This is a genomic window from Pseudoxanthomonas sp. PXM02, assembly GCF_014851805.1.
Classification (GTDB): Bacteria; Pseudomonadota; Gammaproteobacteria; order Xanthomonadales; family Xanthomonadaceae; genus Pseudoxanthomonas_A.
This window is the reverse complement of sequence record NZ_JACVAK010000002.1, coordinates 54,877-73,357: the sequence shown is the minus strand read 5'-3', so window position 1 is coordinate 73,357 and position 18,481 is coordinate 54,877. Positions and strand designations below refer to the sequence as shown.

The following is an 18,481-nucleotide window of genomic DNA, read 5'->3' as shown; positions in this document are numbered from 1 at the left end:
CGGTAAGGGGCTTGAGGAGGAAACAGAGACGGGCGATCTCCACGGCTCTCCGCGCATTCCGTGGCGAAGCGCACACTCCGGGCGTCGCCTGTTGACCAAGCCACGCCCGCTCCCAGACCCGTCAACGCGACAGCAGTGCACACACAGCTGGCAGTCGCAGCACGCGCGGCATGGCCTCACACCCACGCGATCGCGGCGACGAGGGTCTCGCCCGATGCAACGTGGCGGACGAAGGCGGCGACGAGGGTGTCTTCGTCGCGGCCAACTGCATCTGCGTTGGCGCATCGCTTCGCAACAACGCGGGCGTCGGCGCACTCATCGCACGCGGACGCGATCCTACGCGTACCACGAAGCCCTCCGCTGTTTCCGAATGCACCTGGACCCAGTGGCGCCCGTCGGGCGTGCTCCACTGCTCGCCGACCTTCAACATCGAACCTTCGTTACCGGACAGTGTGGCCGGCGGTGCGTCGGCATCCACGCTGCGCGCGATCCCTCCGTCCTCGATCCGATGGATGATCACTGCATCGCCCGCCAACGCAGTCTCGTACACACCCTGGCGACGACGCGCCTCCAGGACGTAAATGGCGGTCCTGTACGGGTCGGGTTGCGCGGGCATGGCGAGCACAAGCATCTGTACGCCGCTGCCACCACGCAGGCTCGCGATGTCGAGCCTCACTTCATGCGTCTCGTGGTTGTCCGCGGTGACGACGCGCTTGCGGCCAGTGGCCACCCATCCCAGACGCTCGCGCTGATACATGTTCAAATGCTTCGGAAGCAAGCCATGACCGAGATCGGTCACGGCCCGGCGCCATGCATCGCTCATCAAGTCCCATGGATTGTCGTAGGTGTCGTCATCGCCATCCGAATTATCCGAGTGCGGCAGGCCATAGCCGTGGCCCATCTCGTGCGCGAGCGGCGCCAGATTGCTGAAGGACCAGGGCGGATTCCACGTCGCGCGCGTGCAGGTGTGACTGCCATCCAGCAAGGCGCAGGCGCCACCGCCCCATGCGCGACCATCGAGTTCGGCATTGAACATCAGGTTGATGCCCTGCACCCCACCGAAGTCGACGTCGGCTTCAGCCTGCGCCGTGCAGTCGGCGAACAGTCTGGACAGGTCGACTTTCTGTCGACCGTCCGTCATGGCGACGTAGGAAGACCTCGGCTTCGGCAGCGTGTACCAGCCATGCGCACTGCTTCCTTCCAGCGTGATGGCGCCGTAGGACACCTCGGACCAGTAGTGGCCGAGCTGTCCCGGTGCATTGCCGTACTGGGACTGGAAATAGGCGCGCGGCTTCTGTTCAGTAGTGACGTCGGAAAACTTGCACATCAACGTGATCCAACGGGTGCTGCCGATCATCGGTGCGGACGCCATCACACGGCCGTCCGTACCCACTGCCATCGCGCGCGTCGGGACGCGATCCGCCGCAACGATGGCAGTGATGACGGGCGTCGCCGCCGATGAGGACGCTGCCTTGCCTGACACGGCCTTCGCGCGCGTAGCGTAGGACACAGCTACGCGGCGGTTCGACAATGCATACAGGTCGCCCGCAGCGTTCCTGGCCTGTGCGACGTCCAGGCGGTGGCGCAGGCCGGGACCCACATCGAGCCATGCCTCGAACTGTACCTGCACGCGTTGATCATGCGTCCTAGGTGTGTCACCCCACCGCAGTTGCAGTACGCCCTGCACGATGTCGTCCGCGCGTGCGTCGAACGTCACCACGCAGCAAGCGATGCCCACCAGCAACACACATGACCGCGCAACCACGGAGGATGCGAACGACTTCCCTGAAACCATGAGGCGCTCCGAGCATGCGCAGATTCGCGCGACACCCGGGACATCGCCAAGTGACGCTCAACCCGGCAAGCGAATCAGAGCATCCGAGAACGACTTTTCGATTCTGGAATGCGTGTCCGCATTCGCTTGCGCCGCATTGCGCATTCCGCAACGGCGAACGAGGCTCCAGCCGAGCGCGGCCTTCGTCGCAACGTCACGCAGGAATGCGATTACATCTGCAGTTCCAGCTGTGCGGTCGTTCGCACTGGAGCGCGCTCACCGCTCCGGATCCAGCAGCGCACAAATGGAGGACAGCCTCAGCATCGACGGCAAGACGTCGCAGGTTCGTTTGCGCTCCACAGTGACGCTGGCAGTGGCTACCGGACGAGCCGGTGTCGATGGCCGCGGCGCGGGCGACGAAGACGCCACCACGTTCGCAGGCCGCTCCAGTGCCGGCGCGGGTGAACTCATGGAGCGAGGCCGCGGCCCGATCCGCACAACGAAGCCCTGCGCCGTCGCCGATACCACTTCGACCCAGTGCAGTTCATCGGGCGTATTCCACCGACCGCCAACTTTCAGCATCGAACCTTCGTTGCTCGAGAGCGTGGCCGGAGGTGTATCACGATCCACGCTGTAAGCGATCCCATAGTCCTCCAGCTTGTGGATGATCACCGCGTCACCAGCAAGATTGGCTTCGTAGGTGCCTGTCCGGCGGCGCGCCTCCAACGTATAGATGACGGTCTTGTAAGGGTCGGGTTGCGCAGGAAGGGCCAGCACCACCAGCTGTGTGTTGGCCGTTTTCAGAACGCTGCCGGCATCCAGCACGATCTCGTGCGTCGCGCGGTTGTCCGCCGCGATCACGCGCTTGCGTGAAGCGGGCAACCAGCCGAGTCGCTCGCGCTGATACATGTTCGGATGCTTCGGAAGCAGTCCGTAGGTTGCATCGCTGGTGGCGTTCCGCCACGCGTCGCTCATCACGTCCCACGGATTGTCGTACGTGTCGCTGTCTCCATCGGAGTTATTGGAGTGCGGCAGGCCGTAGCCATGCCCCATTTCGTGCGCGAGCGGGGCGAGATTGGCGAACGACCACGGCGGGCTCCACGTCACGCGCGTGCAGGTATAGATGCCATCGAGCGTGGTACATGCACCACCGCCCCAGGCATTGCCGTCCAACTCGCCGTTGAACATCAGGTTGACACCCTGGATACCGCTGAAGTCGACATCGGCATCGGCGGCCGCTGCACAATCGGAGAACAGCTCGGAAAGTTGCGCCTTCTGCTTTCCGTTCACGTCGGCCAGGTACGCCGCTCGCGGCTTGGGCAACGTGTACCAGCCATGCGCGGAACTGCCGGCCAGGTTGATCTGGCCGTAGGATACTTCGGACCAGTAGTGTCCCAGTTGACCCGGTGCATTGCCGTACTGCGCCTGGAAATAGCTGCGCGGCTTCTGTTCGGCAGCGATGTCCGCGAACTTGCACATCACGGTGACCCACCGCGTAGCGCCGAGTACAGGCGCCGAGGCCATCACACGTCCATCCGCCCCGGTCGCCTTCGCGCGCTGCGGCAGACGGTCGGTAGGCACGATCGCGCTGATCGTGGCGGTGGCGGCGGACGCGGACATGACCTTCGACGAGGCCGCGATGTTTGCGTGCGTCGCATAGGAAACCGCCACGCGTCGGTTCGCGAGCGCATACAGGTCGCCTGCCGCGCGCTTGGCCTGTGTCACGTCCAACGGCACGCGTTGTCCAGGCCCCATGTCCAGCCACGCATCCAGCTGTGGCGCTGCCTGCGCACGGCCGGACAACGAGCGCGGCGGATCCGCCCACTGCAGTTGCAAGGTTCCCTGCACCACCGTCTCCGCCCGTAGGGGAAGACTAAAGAAGATGCATGCCATGGCCGACATTCCCGTGGCGAAGAGCACCCGCATGCTCCCGCGACGCGTGTCGGCTGATCGGTGTTTGACCACGCGCGACCCCATTCACGACGGCGGGTCGGAATGACGCCGCCATGGTCGGGGTGTCGGCAGGGGAGGCGGTGTCTTGAGGGCGGAAATGCGAGGTTTGGTGCGTTTTCCGCGCGAGTGTCACGAACTGCGATGCGGGTCAGGATTTGCCTGCGAACGCGATCAGGTCGAGCCCCTACAGCGTGCGATTTTGCCCTGTAGGGGCCATACGGAGCATGTAGGAGAAACCCCTACCGGTCACCGCTGCGAACGGCGCAGATCGAGACCTTCGTACCCTGACTTCCGCCGCATCGCGATGGCGATGCATCGCGCGCAGCTGCGCCCGTTGCAACTGACGAAACTGGTGCGCCCACCGCACGTGTAGAGCCCGATGCGGATGCCATGCCCGCCAACGCCGGCAGCGGACTGCTCATCACGCGTCGCGGTCCGACCGTCAGCACGAAGCCCGTGGCTGTCTGCGACTTGATCGTCACGATATGCGACGCCTCCGGCGTGACCCAGCGTTCGCCCACCTTGAACATGGATCCTTCGTTGTTCGAGCGATCAGACGGCGGCACGTCGGTGTCGATGCTGTACGCCGTACCCGATCGCTCGACCTTGTGGATGATCACGGCATCGCCTGCAAGGTTGCCCTCGTACGTACCTTCGCGCTTGCGAGCCTCCAGCGTGTAAACGACGGTCGCATAGGGGTCGGCCTGGGGCGACAACGAAAGGACAAGCATCTGCACGTTCTGGGAGCTCGCCAGATGCGCGTAGTCGAGCGCGATATCGTGTGTCCCCAGATCGCCTTGCGCGATGATCCGTTGGCGCGGCACATCCATCCAGCTCAGCCGGTGACGCTGGAAGATGTTGATGTGCTTGGGACGCACGCCATAGGTCGCATCTCCCATTGCATTGGACCAGCTGTCGCTCATCACATCCCAGGGGTTGTCGTAGGTATCGTCGTCGCCATCGGAGTTGTCCGAATGGGGCAGTCCATAGCCATGCCCCATTTCGTGGGCCAGCGGCGCGAGGTTGCCGAACGACCACGGCGGGTTCCAGGTCACCCGCTTGCACAAACGCGCGCCACGCACAGTGGCACAGCTCTGGCCACCCCAGGCGTAGCCATCCAGGTTGCCGTTGAACATCATGTTGATGCCGACCGGTGCATTCAGGTCGACGGTCTCCGGGGCGGCCGAGGCACAGTCTGCAAACAGTTTGTTGAGGTCCGCCTTCTCCTTGCCATCCTCCGTCGTGACGTAAGCAGAACGTGGGCTCGGCAAGGAGTACCAACCGTGCGCCGTGCTGCCCGCCAGATTTATCTTGTTGTACGACACTTCGCGCCAGTAATGGCCGAGCTGCCCGACCGCTTCGCCATACTGGGACTGGAAGAACGCCTGGTTCTTCTGTTCCTCCATCGCATCGCTGAACTTGCACATCAGCGTCACCCAACGGGTGGTGCCGCTGATCGGTGCAGCCGCCATGACGCGCGCGTTGGCGGGATGCACCTGAGCTGGTTGTGCGGCGCGGTCGGCCGGCACGATGGCCTGGATCATTGGCGCAGATGATTTCACGCGTCCCCGTGGCGCGAACGCCACGGCGACACGACGGTTGGCCAAGACGTAAAGATCGCCGGCGGCGAGCTTGGCCTGGGCGGGATCGAGGGGGATGCGCTTTCCGTCGTCCTTCAGCAGCGACACGTGGAAGCGCGGCGCCAGGCGTGGTTGCCCTGCCAAGGCGCGCGGCGGATCGCCCCATTCCAACTGCAGCAGTCCCTGCTCGATGGTCTGCGGCTGCGCCGCCATTGCGGGCGACGGCACCCACGCGGCCAGCACCACCGCCCACCATGCGCCGCGCAGAGCGGCAGTGGTTCCCTTCATCATCACGATCTCCGACTCCCCATGGTTCGGGTGCAGTTTCTGCACCGCGTCTCGCGTTCTAACGGGTATGCGGCAGCAGCGCCGTGAGTGGCATCACACTCTCCAGTGTGTGATCCTGCTTGCCCGTTCATCAGACTTCGATTCCGATTCGCCATGAGCACCGCTCCCGACTACCGCGCCCTGCTTGAAACCGCCATCGCCGAGGCCCGCCAGGGTCTGGCGGAAGGCGGCATCCCGATCGGCGCGGCGCTGTACCACCAGGATGGACGCATGCTGGGTTGCGGCCACAATCGCCGCGTGCAGGAAGGCGATCCCTCCGTACATGGAGAAACGGATGCTTTCCGCAAAGCCGGCCGCCAGCGTCGCTACCGCGACACGATCATGGTCACCACGCTGGCGCCCTGCTGGTACTGCAGCGGGCTGGTGCGCCAGTTCAACATCGGCACCGTGGTGGTGGGCGAATCGGTGACCTTCCAGGGTGGCATCGATTGGCTGCGCGAGTCCGGCGTCAATGTCATCGACCTGCACGACCAGGAATGCATCGACATGCTCGGCAGCTATATCAGCGCCAATCCGGAGGTCTGGAACGAGGACATCGGCGAGGACTGAGTCCGCCCGACCGTTCTCATGACGGCTTCATCACCATCAGCCAGAAGATGGCGATCACGCTGATGAAGGCCGGCCAGCCCAGCCAGAACCACCAGCGCATGGCGCGGTGGTAGGCCGGCGGCAACGGTTGCGATGTCGCCACCGCCTGCACCGCGAGATCGCGGGCCCGCACCTGCAGCCACAGCACGGGCAACCAGCAGACGCCCACGACAAAGAACAGCACCAGTGCCGTCTTCACCCAGAACACGTCCAGCGGCAGTCCCAGCAGGTGCGTGAGCCAGAGGCCCGTGCCCAGTTGGACCACCACCGCCGGCGCGGTAAAGCAGGCATCGGCGATGACGACCGTACGCGCCGTCGCCGCGATCACGCGGGGATCGCCACGCAGGTGCGCCAGCCACATGAAGAAGGCGATGCCCAGGCCCGTGCCCATCAGCAGGGTGGAGGCCAGGATGTGGATCCACTTCACCCACAGGTACGTCATCAGCGTCGCTCCGTCAGCACCCACAGCATGGCAAGTGCAGGCAACAGCACCAGATTCTTGGCCAGCCCGCCCAGCGGATCCCACCACAGTGCAGGCACCAGACTACCGAGCAGCAGCGTATAGCCCAGCAGCATCAACAGCATCGCGGCTACCGCGGCGCGCGGACGCCAACCGGATGCCAGCCACAGGCCCAGCAGCAGATCCGCGATGCCACCGCCGCGTGCGAGCAGTACGGGATTGCATGCTTCCAGCGGCGTACTCGCCGACATCTCCAGAATGTCGGTCGCGGGCGTAACGAAGCCCGCGACCGCCGACAGCAGCCACAGCACCACCACCGACCATTTCAAGACAGGCGCGAGGAAATAGAGCTGCGCATGCCACCGGTCCTGCACCTGGCTGGGCGCCTGTCGCAGCGCTTCCGGCAGCGAGCGCGGCCTCAGGCCGAAGTCCGCTTGCAGGCGGTCGGCCGCATCCACCGTCGTGATGTTGCCGCGCTGGAGCATGCGCCACATCGTGCGACCCACCGGACCGCGCCCCAACCACTCCATCACCGATACGGCCAGTGACACGCAGGCCTCGGGCACAGCGGCGACGTGTCCGCCAGGGGCACGCAACCAGCGCCGCCATTGCGACTGGTAGTCGCGCAGCGACAGCGGTGCGGGGCCACCGACCTCGTACGTCCCCGTCATCGCGCCGCCCACTGCGCGCGCCACCAGTTCCCCCAGGTCTTCCGCCGCCAGTGGCTGCACCTGCCAACGGCCATCGCCGGGAAGCCACTGCATCCCGGGAAATCCCGCCAGCGCGCGCAACAACGAAGTGCCACCGTAGGAGCCGCTGACCGAATACACCACCGAGGGTCGAAGCACGACGGACGACAGTGGGAGATCACCGAGTTGCTCGTCGAAGCGGTGCTTGGACGCGATGAACGGGCCATCTTCGGGAAGACCGAGCGCCGACACCTGCACGAAGCGTCCGACGTCGCGCGCGACGCAGGCGTGCGCGAGCGCGAGCGGCGCGGCGACGTGGATCGCCTCGAATGTCTGTCCCTTTTCCTCACGCAGGATGCCGGCAGCGTTGACGACGGCATCCACGCCATCCAGCAGCGGCACCCAGTCTTCCGCGCGCAGCATCTTCCCCAGATCACAGGCGCGCTCGTCGTCCGCAAGCGGGCGTCCTTTCTGCCGCACGGCACGCAGCGTTGCGCCATCCATGACGCCGCAACGCTGCGACCAGATAGCCGCCGATGAAGCCCGCCCCACCCACTACAAGCACGGTCCGACCCGCATTGTTCGGAGATGCTTGCGGGACGTCATCCATGCGGTCGTTCCATGTCCGTTGAGGAGTAAAGAAACGCGGGATCAGGCTTTCCTGACGAACTCCGACTTCAGCTTCATCGCACCGATGCCATCGATCTTGCAATCGATGTCGTGGTCACCATCGACCAGGCGGATGTTCTTGACCTTGGTGCCGACCTTCACCACCAGCGACGAGCCCTTGACCTTCAGGTCCTTGATGACGGTGACGGTGTCGCCGTCTTGCAAAAGGTTGCCGTTGGCGTCCTTGATGACGCGTTCGTCATCGCCGACGGTCGCGGTATCGGCCGACCACTCATGGCCGCACTCCGGGCATGTCAGCTGCATGCCATCCTCGTAGGTGTACTCGGATCCGCATTGCGGACAGGGCGGCAGCGTGCTCATGGAGGAAAGTGGTGTCGTGCGAAGGGATGCGTGATTGTAACCGACGCTTCAGATGCGGCCTCCGGAAACGAAGAACCCGCCTTGCGGCGGGTCCTTGTCATCACAGGATGTAGCGGCTCAGGTCCGGATCCTGCACCAGCTCGCCCAGATGCCCATCGACGTAGGCACGGTCGATGATGATGCTCTGGCCATCGCGATCGGGCGCTTCGTAGCTCAACGTATCCAGCAGGCGCTCCAGCACCGTATGCAGGCGACGTGCGCCGATGTTCTCCTGGCGCTCGTTGACCAGCGCGGCGATCTCGGCGAGGCGGTCCACCGCGTCATCGGTGAAGCGCAGCGCCACGCCCTCGGTCTTCATCAGCTCCACGTACTGCCGGGTCAGCGCCGCCTTGGGCTCGGTGAGGATGCGGATGAAATCCTCCTTGCTCAGCGCCGACAGCTCCACGCGGATCGGGAATCGACCTTGCAGTTCCGGGATCAGGTCGCTGGGCTTGGCCAGGTGGAACGCACCCGACGCAATGAACAGGATGTGGTCGGTCTTCACCGTGCCGTACTTGGTCGACACGTTGCTGCCTTCGACCAGCGGCAGCAGGTCGCGCTGCACGCCCTCGCGACTGACGTCGGCGCCGCTCATGTTGCCGCTGCGCTTGGCGACCTTGTCGATCTCGTCGATGAAGACGATGCCGTGCTGTTCGCAGGCCTCGATGGCGGCGGCACGGATGTCGTCCTCGTTGACCAGCTTGGCGGCCTCTTCCTCGACCAGCTGCGGACGCGCGGCCTTGATGGTCACCGTGCGCTTGTGGGTCTTGGCGCCGCCCAGGTTCGAGAACATCTGCCGCAGCTGCTGGCCCATTTCCTCCATGCCCGGCGGCGTCATGATGTCGACGCCGACGTTGGCCGCCAGTTCCAGCTCGATCTCGCGATCGTCCAGGTCGCCATTGCGCAACTGGCGGCGCAGCTTCTGCCGCGTCTCTGATTCCCTGGACGACGGGTCAGCCCCGATATCCACGGTGGTCGTGTTGGCGGCGGCACCGAAACCGAAGCCGTTGCCACCGGCCGCGTCACGGCGCGGCAGCAGCGCATCCAGGATGCGGTCTTCGGCACGCTCTTCGGCCTGCGTACGCATGCGCGCCTTGGCCTGCTCGCGGTACATCTTCACTGCAGTGTCGGCCAGGTCGCGGACGATCTGTTCGACGTCCTTGCCCACGTAGCCGACTTCGGTGAAGCGCGTGGCTTCCACCTTCACGAACGGCGCGTTGGCCAGCGTGGCGAGGCGGCGCGCGATCTCGGTCTTGCCGACGCCGGTGGGGCCGATCAGCAGGATGTTCTTCGGCATCACCTCGTTGCGCAGCCCGTCGTCGAGCTGCATGCGGCGCCAGCGATTGCGCAGTGCAATGGCGACGGCACGCTTGGCCGCCTGCTGGCCGACGATGTGGCGGTCGAGTTCCTGCACGATCTCGCGCGGGGTCATGGTGGAGGACGTTGTATCAGTCATGGCGATCATTCTTGTAAGAGGGGCTTCAGCCCCGACCACAATGGCCGGAGCGAGGCAGCAGCCGGAGCATCAGAGCTCTTCGACCACCACGTTGCGGTTGGTGTAGATGCAGATATCGCCGGCGATGTTCAGCGACTCGACGGCGATGGACCTGGCATCCAGTTCGGTGTGCGCGAGCAGCGCGCGCGCGGCGGATAGCGCGTAGGAACCGCCGGAACCGATGGCGATGATGCCGTCCTCGGGCTCGATGACGTCGCCCGTGCCGCTGATGATCAGCGAGGTTTCCTTGTCGGCCACCGCGAGCAGCGCTTCGAGCTTGCCGAGGCGACGCTCGGTGCGCCAGTCCTTCGCGAGTTCGACGGCGGCACGCGTCAGCTGACCGTGCTTTTCCAGTTTTGCTTCGAACAGCTCGAACAGCGTGAACGCATCGGCAGCCGCGCCGGCGAAGCCCGCCAGCACCTGGCCATCACGGCCAAGGCGTCGCACCTTGCGCGCGTTGCCTTTCATCACGGTGTGGCCCAGCGTCACCTGGCCATCGCCGGCGACGGCGACATGGCCGTTGCGACGCACGGACAGGATGGTGGTGGCGTGGAACACGTTGGGATTCTGGCTGGGGTCCATGGAGGCCTCCGGGGTGTTCACCCAGAGGTGGGGACGGCCATTCCCGGTTCAAGCGTGACCTTCGGCGGGACGGTTCAGCCCTTCTTCCGCTTCGCCCGTGGGTGCGCCGCGTCGTACACCTTCGCCAGATGTTGGAAGTCCAGGTGCGTGTAGATCTGCGTGGTGGCGATGTCCGCATGGCCCAGCAGTTCCTGCACGCCGCGCAGGTCGCCGGACGATTCCAGGATATGGCTGGCGAAACTGTGCCGCAGCATGTGCGGATGCACGTGCTTGAACAGGCCCTGCCGCTGCGCAAGCTGCTTGATGCGGATCTGCACGGCGCGCTGCGAGATGGGTCCGTCGCCGCGACCAGGGAAGACGAAGGCTTCGTTCGCCGCCGGTCGCTCCTGGCGCCATTCCGTCAACGCATTGCGCGCATGCGAGCCGACCGGCACCTTGCGTTCCTTGCTGCCCTTGCCCAGCACCGTGACCATGCCGCCCGCCATGTCGAGGTCGCGCCAGCGCAGCGCGCACAGCTCGCTCAGGCGCAGGCCGGAGGAATAGAAAAGTTCGAGCAGCGCGCGATCGCGCTTGCCCAGCGGCGCGTCGGTCGGCACCTCGACCAGCCTGACGGCTTCATCGGCGTCGAGTACCTGCGGCAGCTTGCGTGGCGCCTTGGGAGCGCGCAACGCGGCCGCAGGACTTGCGGCCACACGTCCATGCTTGAGCAGCCACTGGTAGTAGCTACGGCACGCAGAGAGACGGCGCTGCAGGCTCTTCGGCGACAGTCCGCGACGGTGTTCGCTGGCGACGAAGCCGCGCAGCTGTTCCGCGTGCACATCCGCCAGATCGGCGATGCCCTCCGTCTCCGCCCAGCCAGTCAGCGCGGTGAGATCGCGACGATAGGCATCCAGCGTATGCGCGGATACTCGGCGTTCGACCTCGAGATGCGCAAGGAAGTCGGCGACTGCGTACATTCCGTCATTCCGGCGGAAACCGGATTCCATCCTGTTGCTGTCGTTGCCGCGACATCGAGCGGGCAAGGGCTACGTGGATTCCGGCTTTCGCCGGAATGACGAGAGGAGGCGCGAGCCTCCGCTCAGCCATCGAACCGCTTCAGCGCCGTCGCCAGCGTGTCGCCCATCATGCGCAGGAACAGCGTGCCCATACCGGGATAGAAGCGATTGCCATCGCGACTGCCAACCGCGACCAGACCGATGCCGGGAAGCGGCAACAGCGCGGACGACGCGACCTCCTCCGCGCGCGCGCCGTACAGCAGCACGTGCTTCTCGGGCTGCAGCCGACCGCAGATCGGTTCACCATCCCGCAGGCAGTCGCGGAACGGCGCCATGTGTGGATTATCGGCAGAGATGACCTGCAGCCACTCGTTCTCCTCCAGCCCAGCCACCGGCTGCAGCAGCACGATGCTGACGCGGTCGCCGTTGAAGTCCTCGGCCAGCGAAGCCGCCATCGCGCGGACGGTATCCGCGGCGGAATTCTGCTTCATCAGCGTCAGCGCCAGCTGGTGGGTGCGCACCGCCAGACGTTCATTTTCCTGCGCATTGGCGAACAGGTCGTTGAGGCGCCGGGACAGTTCACGGTTCTTGTCGCGCAGCACTTCCAGCTGGTAGCTGGCCAGCGATGCGGTGGGACCGTCGTCGCGCGGAACGACCATGCTCAGGGCCAGGTCCGGGAACTGCTTCAGGAAGGTCGGGTGCCGGCGCAGCCAAGCCGCGACATCGTGGGCGCCCAGTTTTTCCAGTGTCTCGCTCATGCTTTCCATTCCCCTTCGAATACGAATGCCGCCGGCCCCGACATGATGACCGGCGCGTCGTCGGACGGCCAGCGGATGCGCAGCTCGCCGCCGGGCAGCGCAATGACCACGTCGCGATCCACCCGGCCCCGGCGCATCAGCACCGCCGCCGCCGCGCAGGCGCCGCTGCCGCAGGCCAGCGTCTCGCCGACGCCGCGCTCGTAGACGCGCAGGCGCACGCGGTCGCGTGCGACCACCTCGGCGAAGCCGACGTTGACCGATTCCGGGAAATGCCGCGAACGCTGCAGCAGCGGGCCGTAGTGATGCACGGGGGCGTCGTCGACGGACGGCACTTCGATCACGGCATGCGGATTGCCCATCGACACTGCACCGAAGCGCAGGCGCAGGCCCTCGTCCACGTCGGCGTCGTACTCCGGTCGCGGCTGATCGAAGCCCTGCAGCGGAATGCGGGCGGGCACGAACTCCGGCACACCCATCGCGATGGCATAGCGGTCGTCGCCGATGCGCTCGACGGCATGCGTCGCCAGCGGGCTGTCGACATCGAACGTAGCGCCCCGGGCGGCACCGTCCCGCACCAGCCACGCCGCCACGCAGCGCGCGCCGTTGCCGCACTGCTGCGACGGTGAGCCGTCGGAATTCCAGATGCGGTACGCCGCCACCGAACCCGCGCTACGCGGCGGCTCGATGGTCAGGATCTGGTCGCAGCCCACGCCGCGATGACGGTCGGCCAGCGCGGCGGCCAGCCCCGCATCGGGTGGCGACAGGCCATCGCGCAGGTCCAGCACGACGAAATCGTTGCCGGCCCCGTGCATCTTGGTAAAACGCATTGCCCTGGACCGCGCGAGCGAGGGATCAGCCATTCCCGTCGGTGGCGGGCACCGTGGCGGGATCGATCGGCGGTTCCGTCGGCAGGGGTTCGGTGCTCGCCGGCGCGCTCTCGGCGGGTGCCACCGGCGCCTCTTCGATCGGCTTTTCCGGCATGAACAGCGGACCCTTGGCACCGCAGGCGGACAGGACCGCCATCAAGGCGGCAGCGAGGACAAGGCGGGCGTTCCGATTCATGCCGCGAGTATAGCCACAGCGCGATGAACGCGATGGTCGCTCACCCGGTGCGCGGCGGCTCGGGACGCAGCCACAGCCAAGTGGCGACCACCGCCATGCAGGCGATGGGCAGGGCGACCATCCACCAGCGGTGCGAGCCTGTCCACAGCATCACGGCCAGCAGAATCACGGCACATGCCAGCATCGTCCACGTGGCGGCCCATTTGGCCCGGCGCGACACGGCGCGGTGCCGCTGCCAGTCGTGGATCATCGGGCCGAAGCGCGGGTGCGTGAGCAGGTAGCGGTGCAGCCGCTCGGAACCCCGCGACGCCGCGTAGGCCGCGATCAGGATGAAGACCGTCGTCGGCAGCCCGGGCACGAACACGCCCAGGATGCCCATGCCCAGGCTGGCATAGGCCAGCAGCCACCAGGCCCAGCGGAAGCGCACCGGACGCGCATCGGGCAGGTCTCGCGGCGGCGGGGAGGAGTTCTCGTGCACGGCGACCTTGTACCCCAAATCCATGGCGGACGGCGCAAATACGATCCGCGCGGACCGGATGACCGTGCCCCACCCTGCCATGACCCACCACCCGACGACGAAGATTCCCCCGGGTTATCGGCGAAGCCGTGGCCGTCCTGAAGCCCTCCGAGCGGTGCGACCCGGAAACGGAAAGAGCCGGGTTTCCCCGGCCCTCTGTCTTCCAGCATTACGCGGTTACTTCGACGCCACGCCCAGCTGGTCCAGCATGAAGGCGTACATCTCCGCACGCTCGCGGTACTGGCGGAAGCGGCCCGACTTGCCGCCGTGGCCGGCTTCCATGTTGGTGCGGAACACGACGGTGTTCTTGCTCGTGTTCAGGTCACGCAGGCGGGCGACGTACTTGGCCGGCTCCCAGTACTGCACCTGCGAATCCCACAGGCCGGTGCCGACGAACATCGCCGGATAGGCCTTGGCCTGCAGGTTGTCGTACGGCGAGTACTTCAGGATGTAGTCGTAGTAGCCCTTCTCTTCCGGGTTGCCCCACTCGTCGTACTCGTTGGTGGTCAGCGGAATGCTGGGGTCCAGCATCGTGGTGACCACGTCGACGAACGGCACCAGGGTCAGGATGACCTTGTACTTCTCCGGCGCCATGTTCGACACCGCACCCATCAGCAGGCCGCCGGCACTGCCGCCCATCGCGGCGACACGGTCCTTCGCCGCGTAGCCTTCCTTCACCAGGTAGTCGGTGACGTCGATGAAGTCGGTGAAGGTGTTGATCTTGTTGTACAGCTTGCCGTCGTCGTACCAGGTACGGCCCATCTCCTGTCCGCCGCGGATGTGCGCCAGCGCATAGACCACGCCGCGGTCGAGCAGGCTGATGTTGGTGATGCTGAAGTTCGGATCCATCGACGAGCCGTAGCTGCCGTAGGCGTACTGCAGCATCGGTGCCTTGCCGTCGCGGGCCACGTCCTTGCGATACACCAGCGTGACCGGGATCTTCGTCTTGCCATCGCGGGCCGGCGCCCAGACGCGCTCGGTCACGTACTTCGACGCGTCGTAACCCGGCACCGGCTGCTGCTTCAGCGTGCGGCGCTCGCCCGTCTTGGTATTGATCTCGTAGGTCGTGGCCGGCGTGGTCATCGACGTGTAGCTGTAGCGCAGCCAGTCGGTGCCGGTCTCCGGATTGGCGGACAGGCCCATCGAGTAGGCGGATTCGTCGGCCTTGACGTAGTCGCTGCTGCCGTCGGCCTTGATCACGCGCAGGCTTTCCAGCGCATTGGCGCGCTCGGACACCACGCTGAAGCCGTCGAACAGCTCGATGCCTTCCACGAACACGTCGTCACGGTGCGCGATCCAGTCTTTCCAGTCCTTGCGTGAGGTCGAACCGGTCGGCGCGGTGACGACCTTGAAGTTGGTGGCGCCATCGGCATTGGTACGGATGACCCAGCGGCCACCCAGGTGATCAGCCTGGTATTCCACGTCGCGCTCGCGCGGTGCCAGTACGGTGAACACGCCCGGATTCGCGGCCGGGGTGCAGCGCATCTCCGAGGACACGGTGCTTTCCACGCCGATGCAGATGAACTGATCGTCGCGGGTGCGGCCGATGCCCATGTAGAAGCTGTCGTCCTCTTCCTCGTAGACCAGCTTGTCCTGGGCCGCTGGCGTGCCCAGCACGTGCGACTTCACCCGCTTGCTGAGCAGGGTTTCCGGGTCCTTGTCCACGTAGAACAACGTGCTGCCATCGTTGGACCAGACCAGGTTCGGTTCGGCATTGGTCACGGTGTCCGGCAGGATCTCGCCCGTCTCCAGGTTCTTGAAGCGGATCGTGTACTGGCGACGGCCGTTGGTGTCGTCGGCATAGGCGAGCAGCCGGTTGTCCTGGCTGACTTCGTAGTCGCCGACGCTGTAGTAGTCCTTGCCATCGCCGAGCGCATTGACGTCCAGCAGCACCTGCTCGCCGGCGAAGTCGCCGGCCGCATTCGCGGCCTGGATCGACACCGCATCCACGCCCGGACCGTCCTTGCGACGCGCGTGCACGGGATAGTCCTTGCCGGTAACGAAGCGCGCGTAGTACCACCAGCCGCGTTCGCGATACGGCACGCTGGCATCGTCCTGCTTGATGCGTGCGACGACCTCGTTATAAAGCTTGTCTTCCAGCGGCTTCAGCGGCGCCATCACCGTGTCGACGTAGGTGTTCTCGGCGTTGAGGTACGCCAGCATTTCCTTGTTCTCGCGCTTGTCGTCGCGCAGCCAGTAGTACTCGTCGTTGCGTTCGGCGCCGTGCGGCGCCTTCACCACGTGGGGCTTCTTGGCCACGTCGGGCGGGGTGGCGCTGGCGGCCAGGGCAGAGGTGATCGGGGTGCTCATCAGGACGGTCGCGGCAAGCAGGAAGGAGGTCGGCTTCATGGATGGGGTCCGGGAATGCGGGATGCAATGGAGAAGCGGTCTGCCCCCTCCTCCGCTTGCGGGGGAGGGTTGGGGTGGGGGCAGGCGGACGACATCACCGTCTAAGCGCCCCCATCCCAGCCTTCCCCCGCGAGCGGGGGAAGGGGCTGTGTGCCGTCACTTGGTCAGCTGTTGCCAGAGGAACGTGTACGCCAGCGCGCTCATGTGTGCCGCCTGCGCGTTGTTCGCCGCGCCGCCGTGGCCGCCTTCGATGTTCTCGTAGTAGCGCACGTCCTTGCCGGCATCCAGCATCATCGCGGCCATCTTGCGGGCGTGGCCGGGATGCACGCGGTCATCGCGCGTGGAGGTCATGAACAGGGTCGGCGGATAGTCTTTCTTCGCGTCGAACAGGTGGTACGGCGAGAAGGTCTTGATGAACTCCCAGTCGGCCGTGTCGGGATTGCCGTACTCGGCCATCCACGAGGCGCCGGCCAGCAGGTGGCTGTAACGCTTCATGTCCAGCAGCGGCACCTGCACGACGACCGCGCCGAACAGTTCCGGGTACTGCGTCAGCATGTTGCCGGTCAGCAGACCGCCGTTGCTGCCACCTTGGATGCCCAGGTGCTTGGGCGAGGTGATCTTGCGGGCGATCAGGTCCTGCGCGACCGCGGCGAAATCCTCATAGGCCTTGTGGCGATTGGCCTTCAGCGCGGCCTGGTGCCAGCGCGGACCGTACTCGCCGCCACCGCGGATGTTGGCCACGGCGTACACGCCGCCCTTCTCCAGCCAGCCCTTGCCCACGCCACCGGAGTAGCCCGGCGTCATCGAGATCTCGAAGCCACCGTAGCCGTACAGCAGCGTCGGCGTGCTGCCGTCGTACTTCAGGCCTTCCGGGCGGACCAGGAAGTACGGGATCTTGGTGCCGTCCTTCGATGTGGCGAAGTGCTGCTCGATCTTCTTGCCCGAGGCATCGAAGAACGCCGGCATCGACTTCAGCTGCTCCGGCTTCTGGCCCAGTTCGACCAACGACAGCGTGGTCGGGGTCAGGTAGTCGGTGACGGTCATCCACACCGCATCGCTGTCATCGCCATCCACGGCGCTGACGCTGATGGTGCCGAAGCCCGGCGCGCCGACGAACTCGCTGCGCTTCCAGCCCGTCGCGGACGGCGTCAGCACGCTGAGCTTGTTCTTGACGTCATCCAGCACGTTCAGCACCACATGGTTCTTGGTGACGGACATACCGGCAAGCGAGGTGGTCATGGTCGGCTCGAACAGCACGTCGAACGTGCGCTTGCCGGCCATGAAGTCATCGAACTTCGCCGCCAGCAGCGAACCGGCCGCGTAGGTCTTGCCCTCGACGGTCCACGGCTCGCGCAGTTCCAGCGTCAGCCATTCGCGGAACACGCCCTTGTTGGCCGAGTTCGGCGCGTCGATCTTGGCCAGCGTGCCGTCGGCGCGGCGCAGGTACAGCTCATCGTTGTAGAACGCCAGCGTGCGGCTGACGAAATCGCGCTGGAAGCCCGGCGTGTCATCGTGGTACGCCGCGATGTACATGTCGTCCGGCTTGCCCTCGTAGACGACGGCGGCGCTGGTCAGCGGCGTGCCGCGCTTCCATTCCTTGACGATGCGCGGATAGCCGGAGCTGGTCAGGGTGCCCGCGCCGAAATCGCTGTAGACATAGACGGTGTCGGCGTCTTTCCAGCCCAGGGCGCCTTTGGCCTCGGGACGGTAGAAGCCGTCGGTCAGGAACTTCTTGTTGACCAGGTCGAATTCGCGGGTCTCGTCGGCATCGGCACCGCCGCGCGACAGCGCGATCAGGCAGCGGGTGTAGTCGGGCTTGCGGCAGTCGGCGCCGTGCCAGACCCAGTTCTTGTCTTCAGCCTTGTTCAGGGCGTCTAGGTCCAGCACGGTTTCCCACTGCGGCTGCGGCTTGCGGTACTCGGCCAGCGTGGTGCGGCGCCACACGCCGCGCTCGTGCTGCTTGTCCTTCCAGAAGTTGTAGTAGTGGTCGCCGATCTTCTGCACGCCGGGGATCTTGGCGTCCGAGTCCAGGATGGCGCGGATGTCCGATTCCAGCCGCTTGAACGCCGGGGTGCTGGCGATCTCGGCCTCGGCCTTGGCATTGACGCCCTTCACCCAGTCCAGCGGCTTCTGGCCTTCGACCTCTTCCAGCCAGGCATACGGGTCGTTGGCCACGTCAGCCTCCTTGGCATGGGCGGGGACCGACAGCGCGCCGGCAACGGCGAAGCCTGCCGCCAGGCAGGCATGGGCGAGTTTTGACATCGGAAGGGGCTCCGGAGGTGCAGTTCATGAACATGTCACG

At 65.6% G+C, this 18,481-nt stretch carries 16 protein-coding genes; 1 reads left to right on the top strand and 15 read right to left on the bottom strand.

All coding sequences use genetic code 11. From position 1 onward, the window contains the following. Nucleotides 1–121 precede the first annotated feature (121 nt). The 3 genes from IB225_RS09095 to IB225_RS09085 all read right to left on the bottom strand — a co-directional run bounded on the left by IB225_RS09095 (nt 122) and on the right by IB225_RS09085 (nt 5,415). On the bottom strand, nt 122–1,744 hold the full coding sequence (locus tag IB225_RS09095; protein ID WP_192310959.1) for a hypothetical protein: 1,623 nt from the start codon (nt 1,742–1,744) through the stop codon (nt 122–124). A 306-nt stretch (nt 1,745–2,050) separates the two neighbouring features. Continuing rightward, nucleotides 2,051–3,751, bottom strand: coding sequence for a hypothetical protein (locus IB225_RS09090; protein ID WP_192310958.1), 1,701 nt, complete (start codon nt 3,749–3,751; stop codon nt 2,051–2,053). Between the two features lie 215 nt (nt 3,752–3,966). Continuing rightward, a complete protein-coding gene (locus IB225_RS09085) occupies nt 3,967–5,415 on the bottom strand; it encodes a hypothetical protein (RefSeq protein WP_192310957.1) in 1,449 nt (482 codons plus the stop codon). 333 nt (nt 5,416–5,748) lie between these two features. Between IB225_RS09085 and IB225_RS09080 the strand changes: the two genes are divergently transcribed. Next, complete coding sequence (locus IB225_RS09080; RefSeq protein ID WP_192310956.1) at nt 5,749–6,204, top strand: nucleoside deaminase; 456 nt, start codon at nt 5,749–5,751, stop codon at nt 6,202–6,204. 16 nt (nt 6,205–6,220) lie between these two features. Here the strand turns inward: IB225_RS09080 and IB225_RS09075 are convergent, their stop codons facing one another. The 12 genes from IB225_RS09075 to IB225_RS09020 all read right to left on the bottom strand — a co-directional run bounded on the left by IB225_RS09075 (nt 6,221) and on the right by IB225_RS09020 (nt 18,441). After that, nucleotides 6,221–6,685, bottom strand: coding sequence for a DUF2269 domain-containing protein (locus IB225_RS09075; protein ID WP_192310955.1), 465 nt, complete (start codon nt 6,683–6,685; stop codon nt 6,221–6,223). Beyond that, on the bottom strand, nt 6,685–7,896 hold the full coding sequence (locus IB225_RS09070) for an SDR family oxidoreductase (protein ID WP_192310954.1): 1,212 nt from the start codon (nt 7,894–7,896) through the stop codon (nt 6,685–6,687). The genes IB225_RS09075 and IB225_RS09070 overlap by 1 nt, the downstream gene beginning before the upstream one ends. Before the next feature lie 147 nt (nt 7,897–8,043). Continuing rightward, entirely contained in the window at nt 8,044–8,382 is a 339-nt protein-coding gene (locus IB225_RS09065; protein WP_192310953.1) for a zinc ribbon domain-containing protein YjdM, read from the bottom strand. 100 nt (nt 8,383–8,482) lie between these two features. Next, on the bottom strand, nt 8,483–9,886 hold the full coding sequence (hslU, locus tag IB225_RS09060) for an ATP-dependent protease ATPase subunit HslU (protein ID WP_192310952.1): 1,404 nt from the start codon (nt 9,884–9,886) through the stop codon (nt 8,483–8,485). 60 nt (nt 9,887–9,946) lie between these two features. Next, complete coding sequence (gene hslV / locus IB225_RS09055) at nt 9,947–10,498, bottom strand: ATP-dependent protease subunit HslV (protein ID WP_192310951.1); 552 nt, start codon at nt 10,496–10,498, stop codon at nt 9,947–9,949. 74 nt (nt 10,499–10,572) lie between these two features. Next, nucleotides 10,573–11,454: a tyrosine recombinase XerC gene (gene xerC / locus IB225_RS09050; protein ID WP_225583660.1), complete on the bottom strand. Its 882-nt coding sequence runs from the start codon at nt 11,452–11,454 to the stop codon at nt 10,573–10,575. Between the two features lie 122 nt (nt 11,455–11,576). After that, nucleotides 11,577–12,251, bottom strand: a complete 675-nt coding sequence (locus IB225_RS09045) for a DUF484 family protein (protein ID WP_192310949.1) — start codon at nt 12,249–12,251, stop codon at nt 11,577–11,579. Next, nucleotides 12,248–13,111, bottom strand: coding sequence for a diaminopimelate epimerase (dapF, locus tag IB225_RS09040; protein ID WP_192310948.1), 864 nt, complete (start codon nt 13,109–13,111; stop codon nt 12,248–12,250). The genes IB225_RS09045 and dapF overlap by 4 nt, the downstream gene beginning before the upstream one ends. After that, nucleotides 13,104–13,313, bottom strand: coding sequence for a lipoprotein (locus IB225_RS09035; protein WP_192310947.1), 210 nt, complete (start codon nt 13,311–13,313; stop codon nt 13,104–13,106). Before IB225_RS09035 ends, dapF begins: the two co-directional genes overlap by 8 nt. A 40-nt stretch (nt 13,314–13,353) precedes the next feature. Beyond that, entirely contained in the window at nt 13,354–13,815 is a 462-nt protein-coding gene (locus IB225_RS09030; RefSeq protein WP_192310946.1) for a YbaN family protein, read from the bottom strand. A 192-nt stretch (nt 13,816–14,007) separates the two neighbouring features. Further along, entirely contained in the window at nt 14,008–16,179 is a 2,172-nt protein-coding gene (locus tag IB225_RS09025; protein ID WP_192310945.1) for a S9 family peptidase, read from the bottom strand. A 156-nt stretch (nt 16,180–16,335) separates the two neighbouring features. Then, on the bottom strand, nt 16,336–18,441 hold the full coding sequence (locus IB225_RS09020; protein ID WP_192310944.1) for a prolyl oligopeptidase family serine peptidase: 2,106 nt from the start codon (nt 18,439–18,441) through the stop codon (nt 16,336–16,338). Nucleotides 18,442–18,481 lie beyond the last annotated feature (40 nt).

Excerpts from the sequence above, each read along its gene's own strand:
- hslV (WP_192310951.1), bottom strand. The coding sequence starts at position 10,498 with ATGGACCCCAGCCAGAATCCCAACGTGTTCCACGCCACCACCATCCTG.
- hslU (WP_192310952.1), bottom strand. The coding sequence starts at position 9,886 with ATGATCGCCATGACTGATACAACGTCCTCCACCATGACCCCGCGCGAG.
- IB225_RS09070 (WP_192310954.1), bottom strand. The coding sequence starts at position 7,896 with ATGGATGGCGCAACGCTGCGTGCCGTGCGGCAGAAAGGACGCCCGCTT.
- IB225_RS09065 (WP_192310953.1), bottom strand. The coding sequence starts at position 8,382 with ATGAGCACGCTGCCGCCCTGTCCGCAATGCGGATCCGAGTACACCTAC.
- dapF (WP_192310948.1), bottom strand. The coding sequence starts at position 13,111 with ATGGCTGATCCCTCGCTCGCGCGGTCCAGGGCAATGCGTTTTACCAAG.
- IB225_RS09030 (WP_192310946.1), bottom strand. The coding sequence starts at position 13,815 with ATGGATTTGGGGTACAAGGTCGCCGTGCACGAGAACTCCTCCCCGCCG.
- IB225_RS09045 (WP_192310949.1), bottom strand. The coding sequence starts at position 12,251 with ATGAGCGAGACACTGGAAAAACTGGGCGCCCACGATGTCGCGGCTTGG.
- IB225_RS09020 (WP_192310944.1), bottom strand. The coding sequence starts at position 18,441 with ATGTCAAAACTCGCCCATGCCTGCCTGGCGGCAGGCTTCGCCGTTGCC.
- IB225_RS09025 (WP_192310945.1), bottom strand. The coding sequence starts at position 16,179 with ATGAAGCCGACCTCCTTCCTGCTTGCCGCGACCGTCCTGATGAGCACC.
- IB225_RS09075 (WP_192310955.1), bottom strand. The coding sequence starts at position 6,685 with ATGACGTACCTGTGGGTGAAGTGGATCCACATCCTGGCCTCCACCCTG.
- xerC (WP_225583660.1), bottom strand. The coding sequence starts at position 11,454 with ATGTACGCAGTCGCCGACTTCCTTGCGCATCTCGAGGTCGAACGCCGA.
- IB225_RS09035 (WP_192310947.1), bottom strand. The coding sequence starts at position 13,313 with ATGAATCGGAACGCCCGCCTTGTCCTCGCTGCCGCCTTGATGGCGGTC.
- IB225_RS09080 (WP_192310956.1), top strand. The coding sequence starts at position 5,749 with ATGAGCACCGCTCCCGACTACCGCGCCCTGCTTGAAACCGCCATCGCC.
- IB225_RS09090 (WP_192310958.1), bottom strand. The coding sequence starts at position 3,751 with ATGGGGTCGCGCGTGGTCAAACACCGATCAGCCGACACGCGTCGCGGG.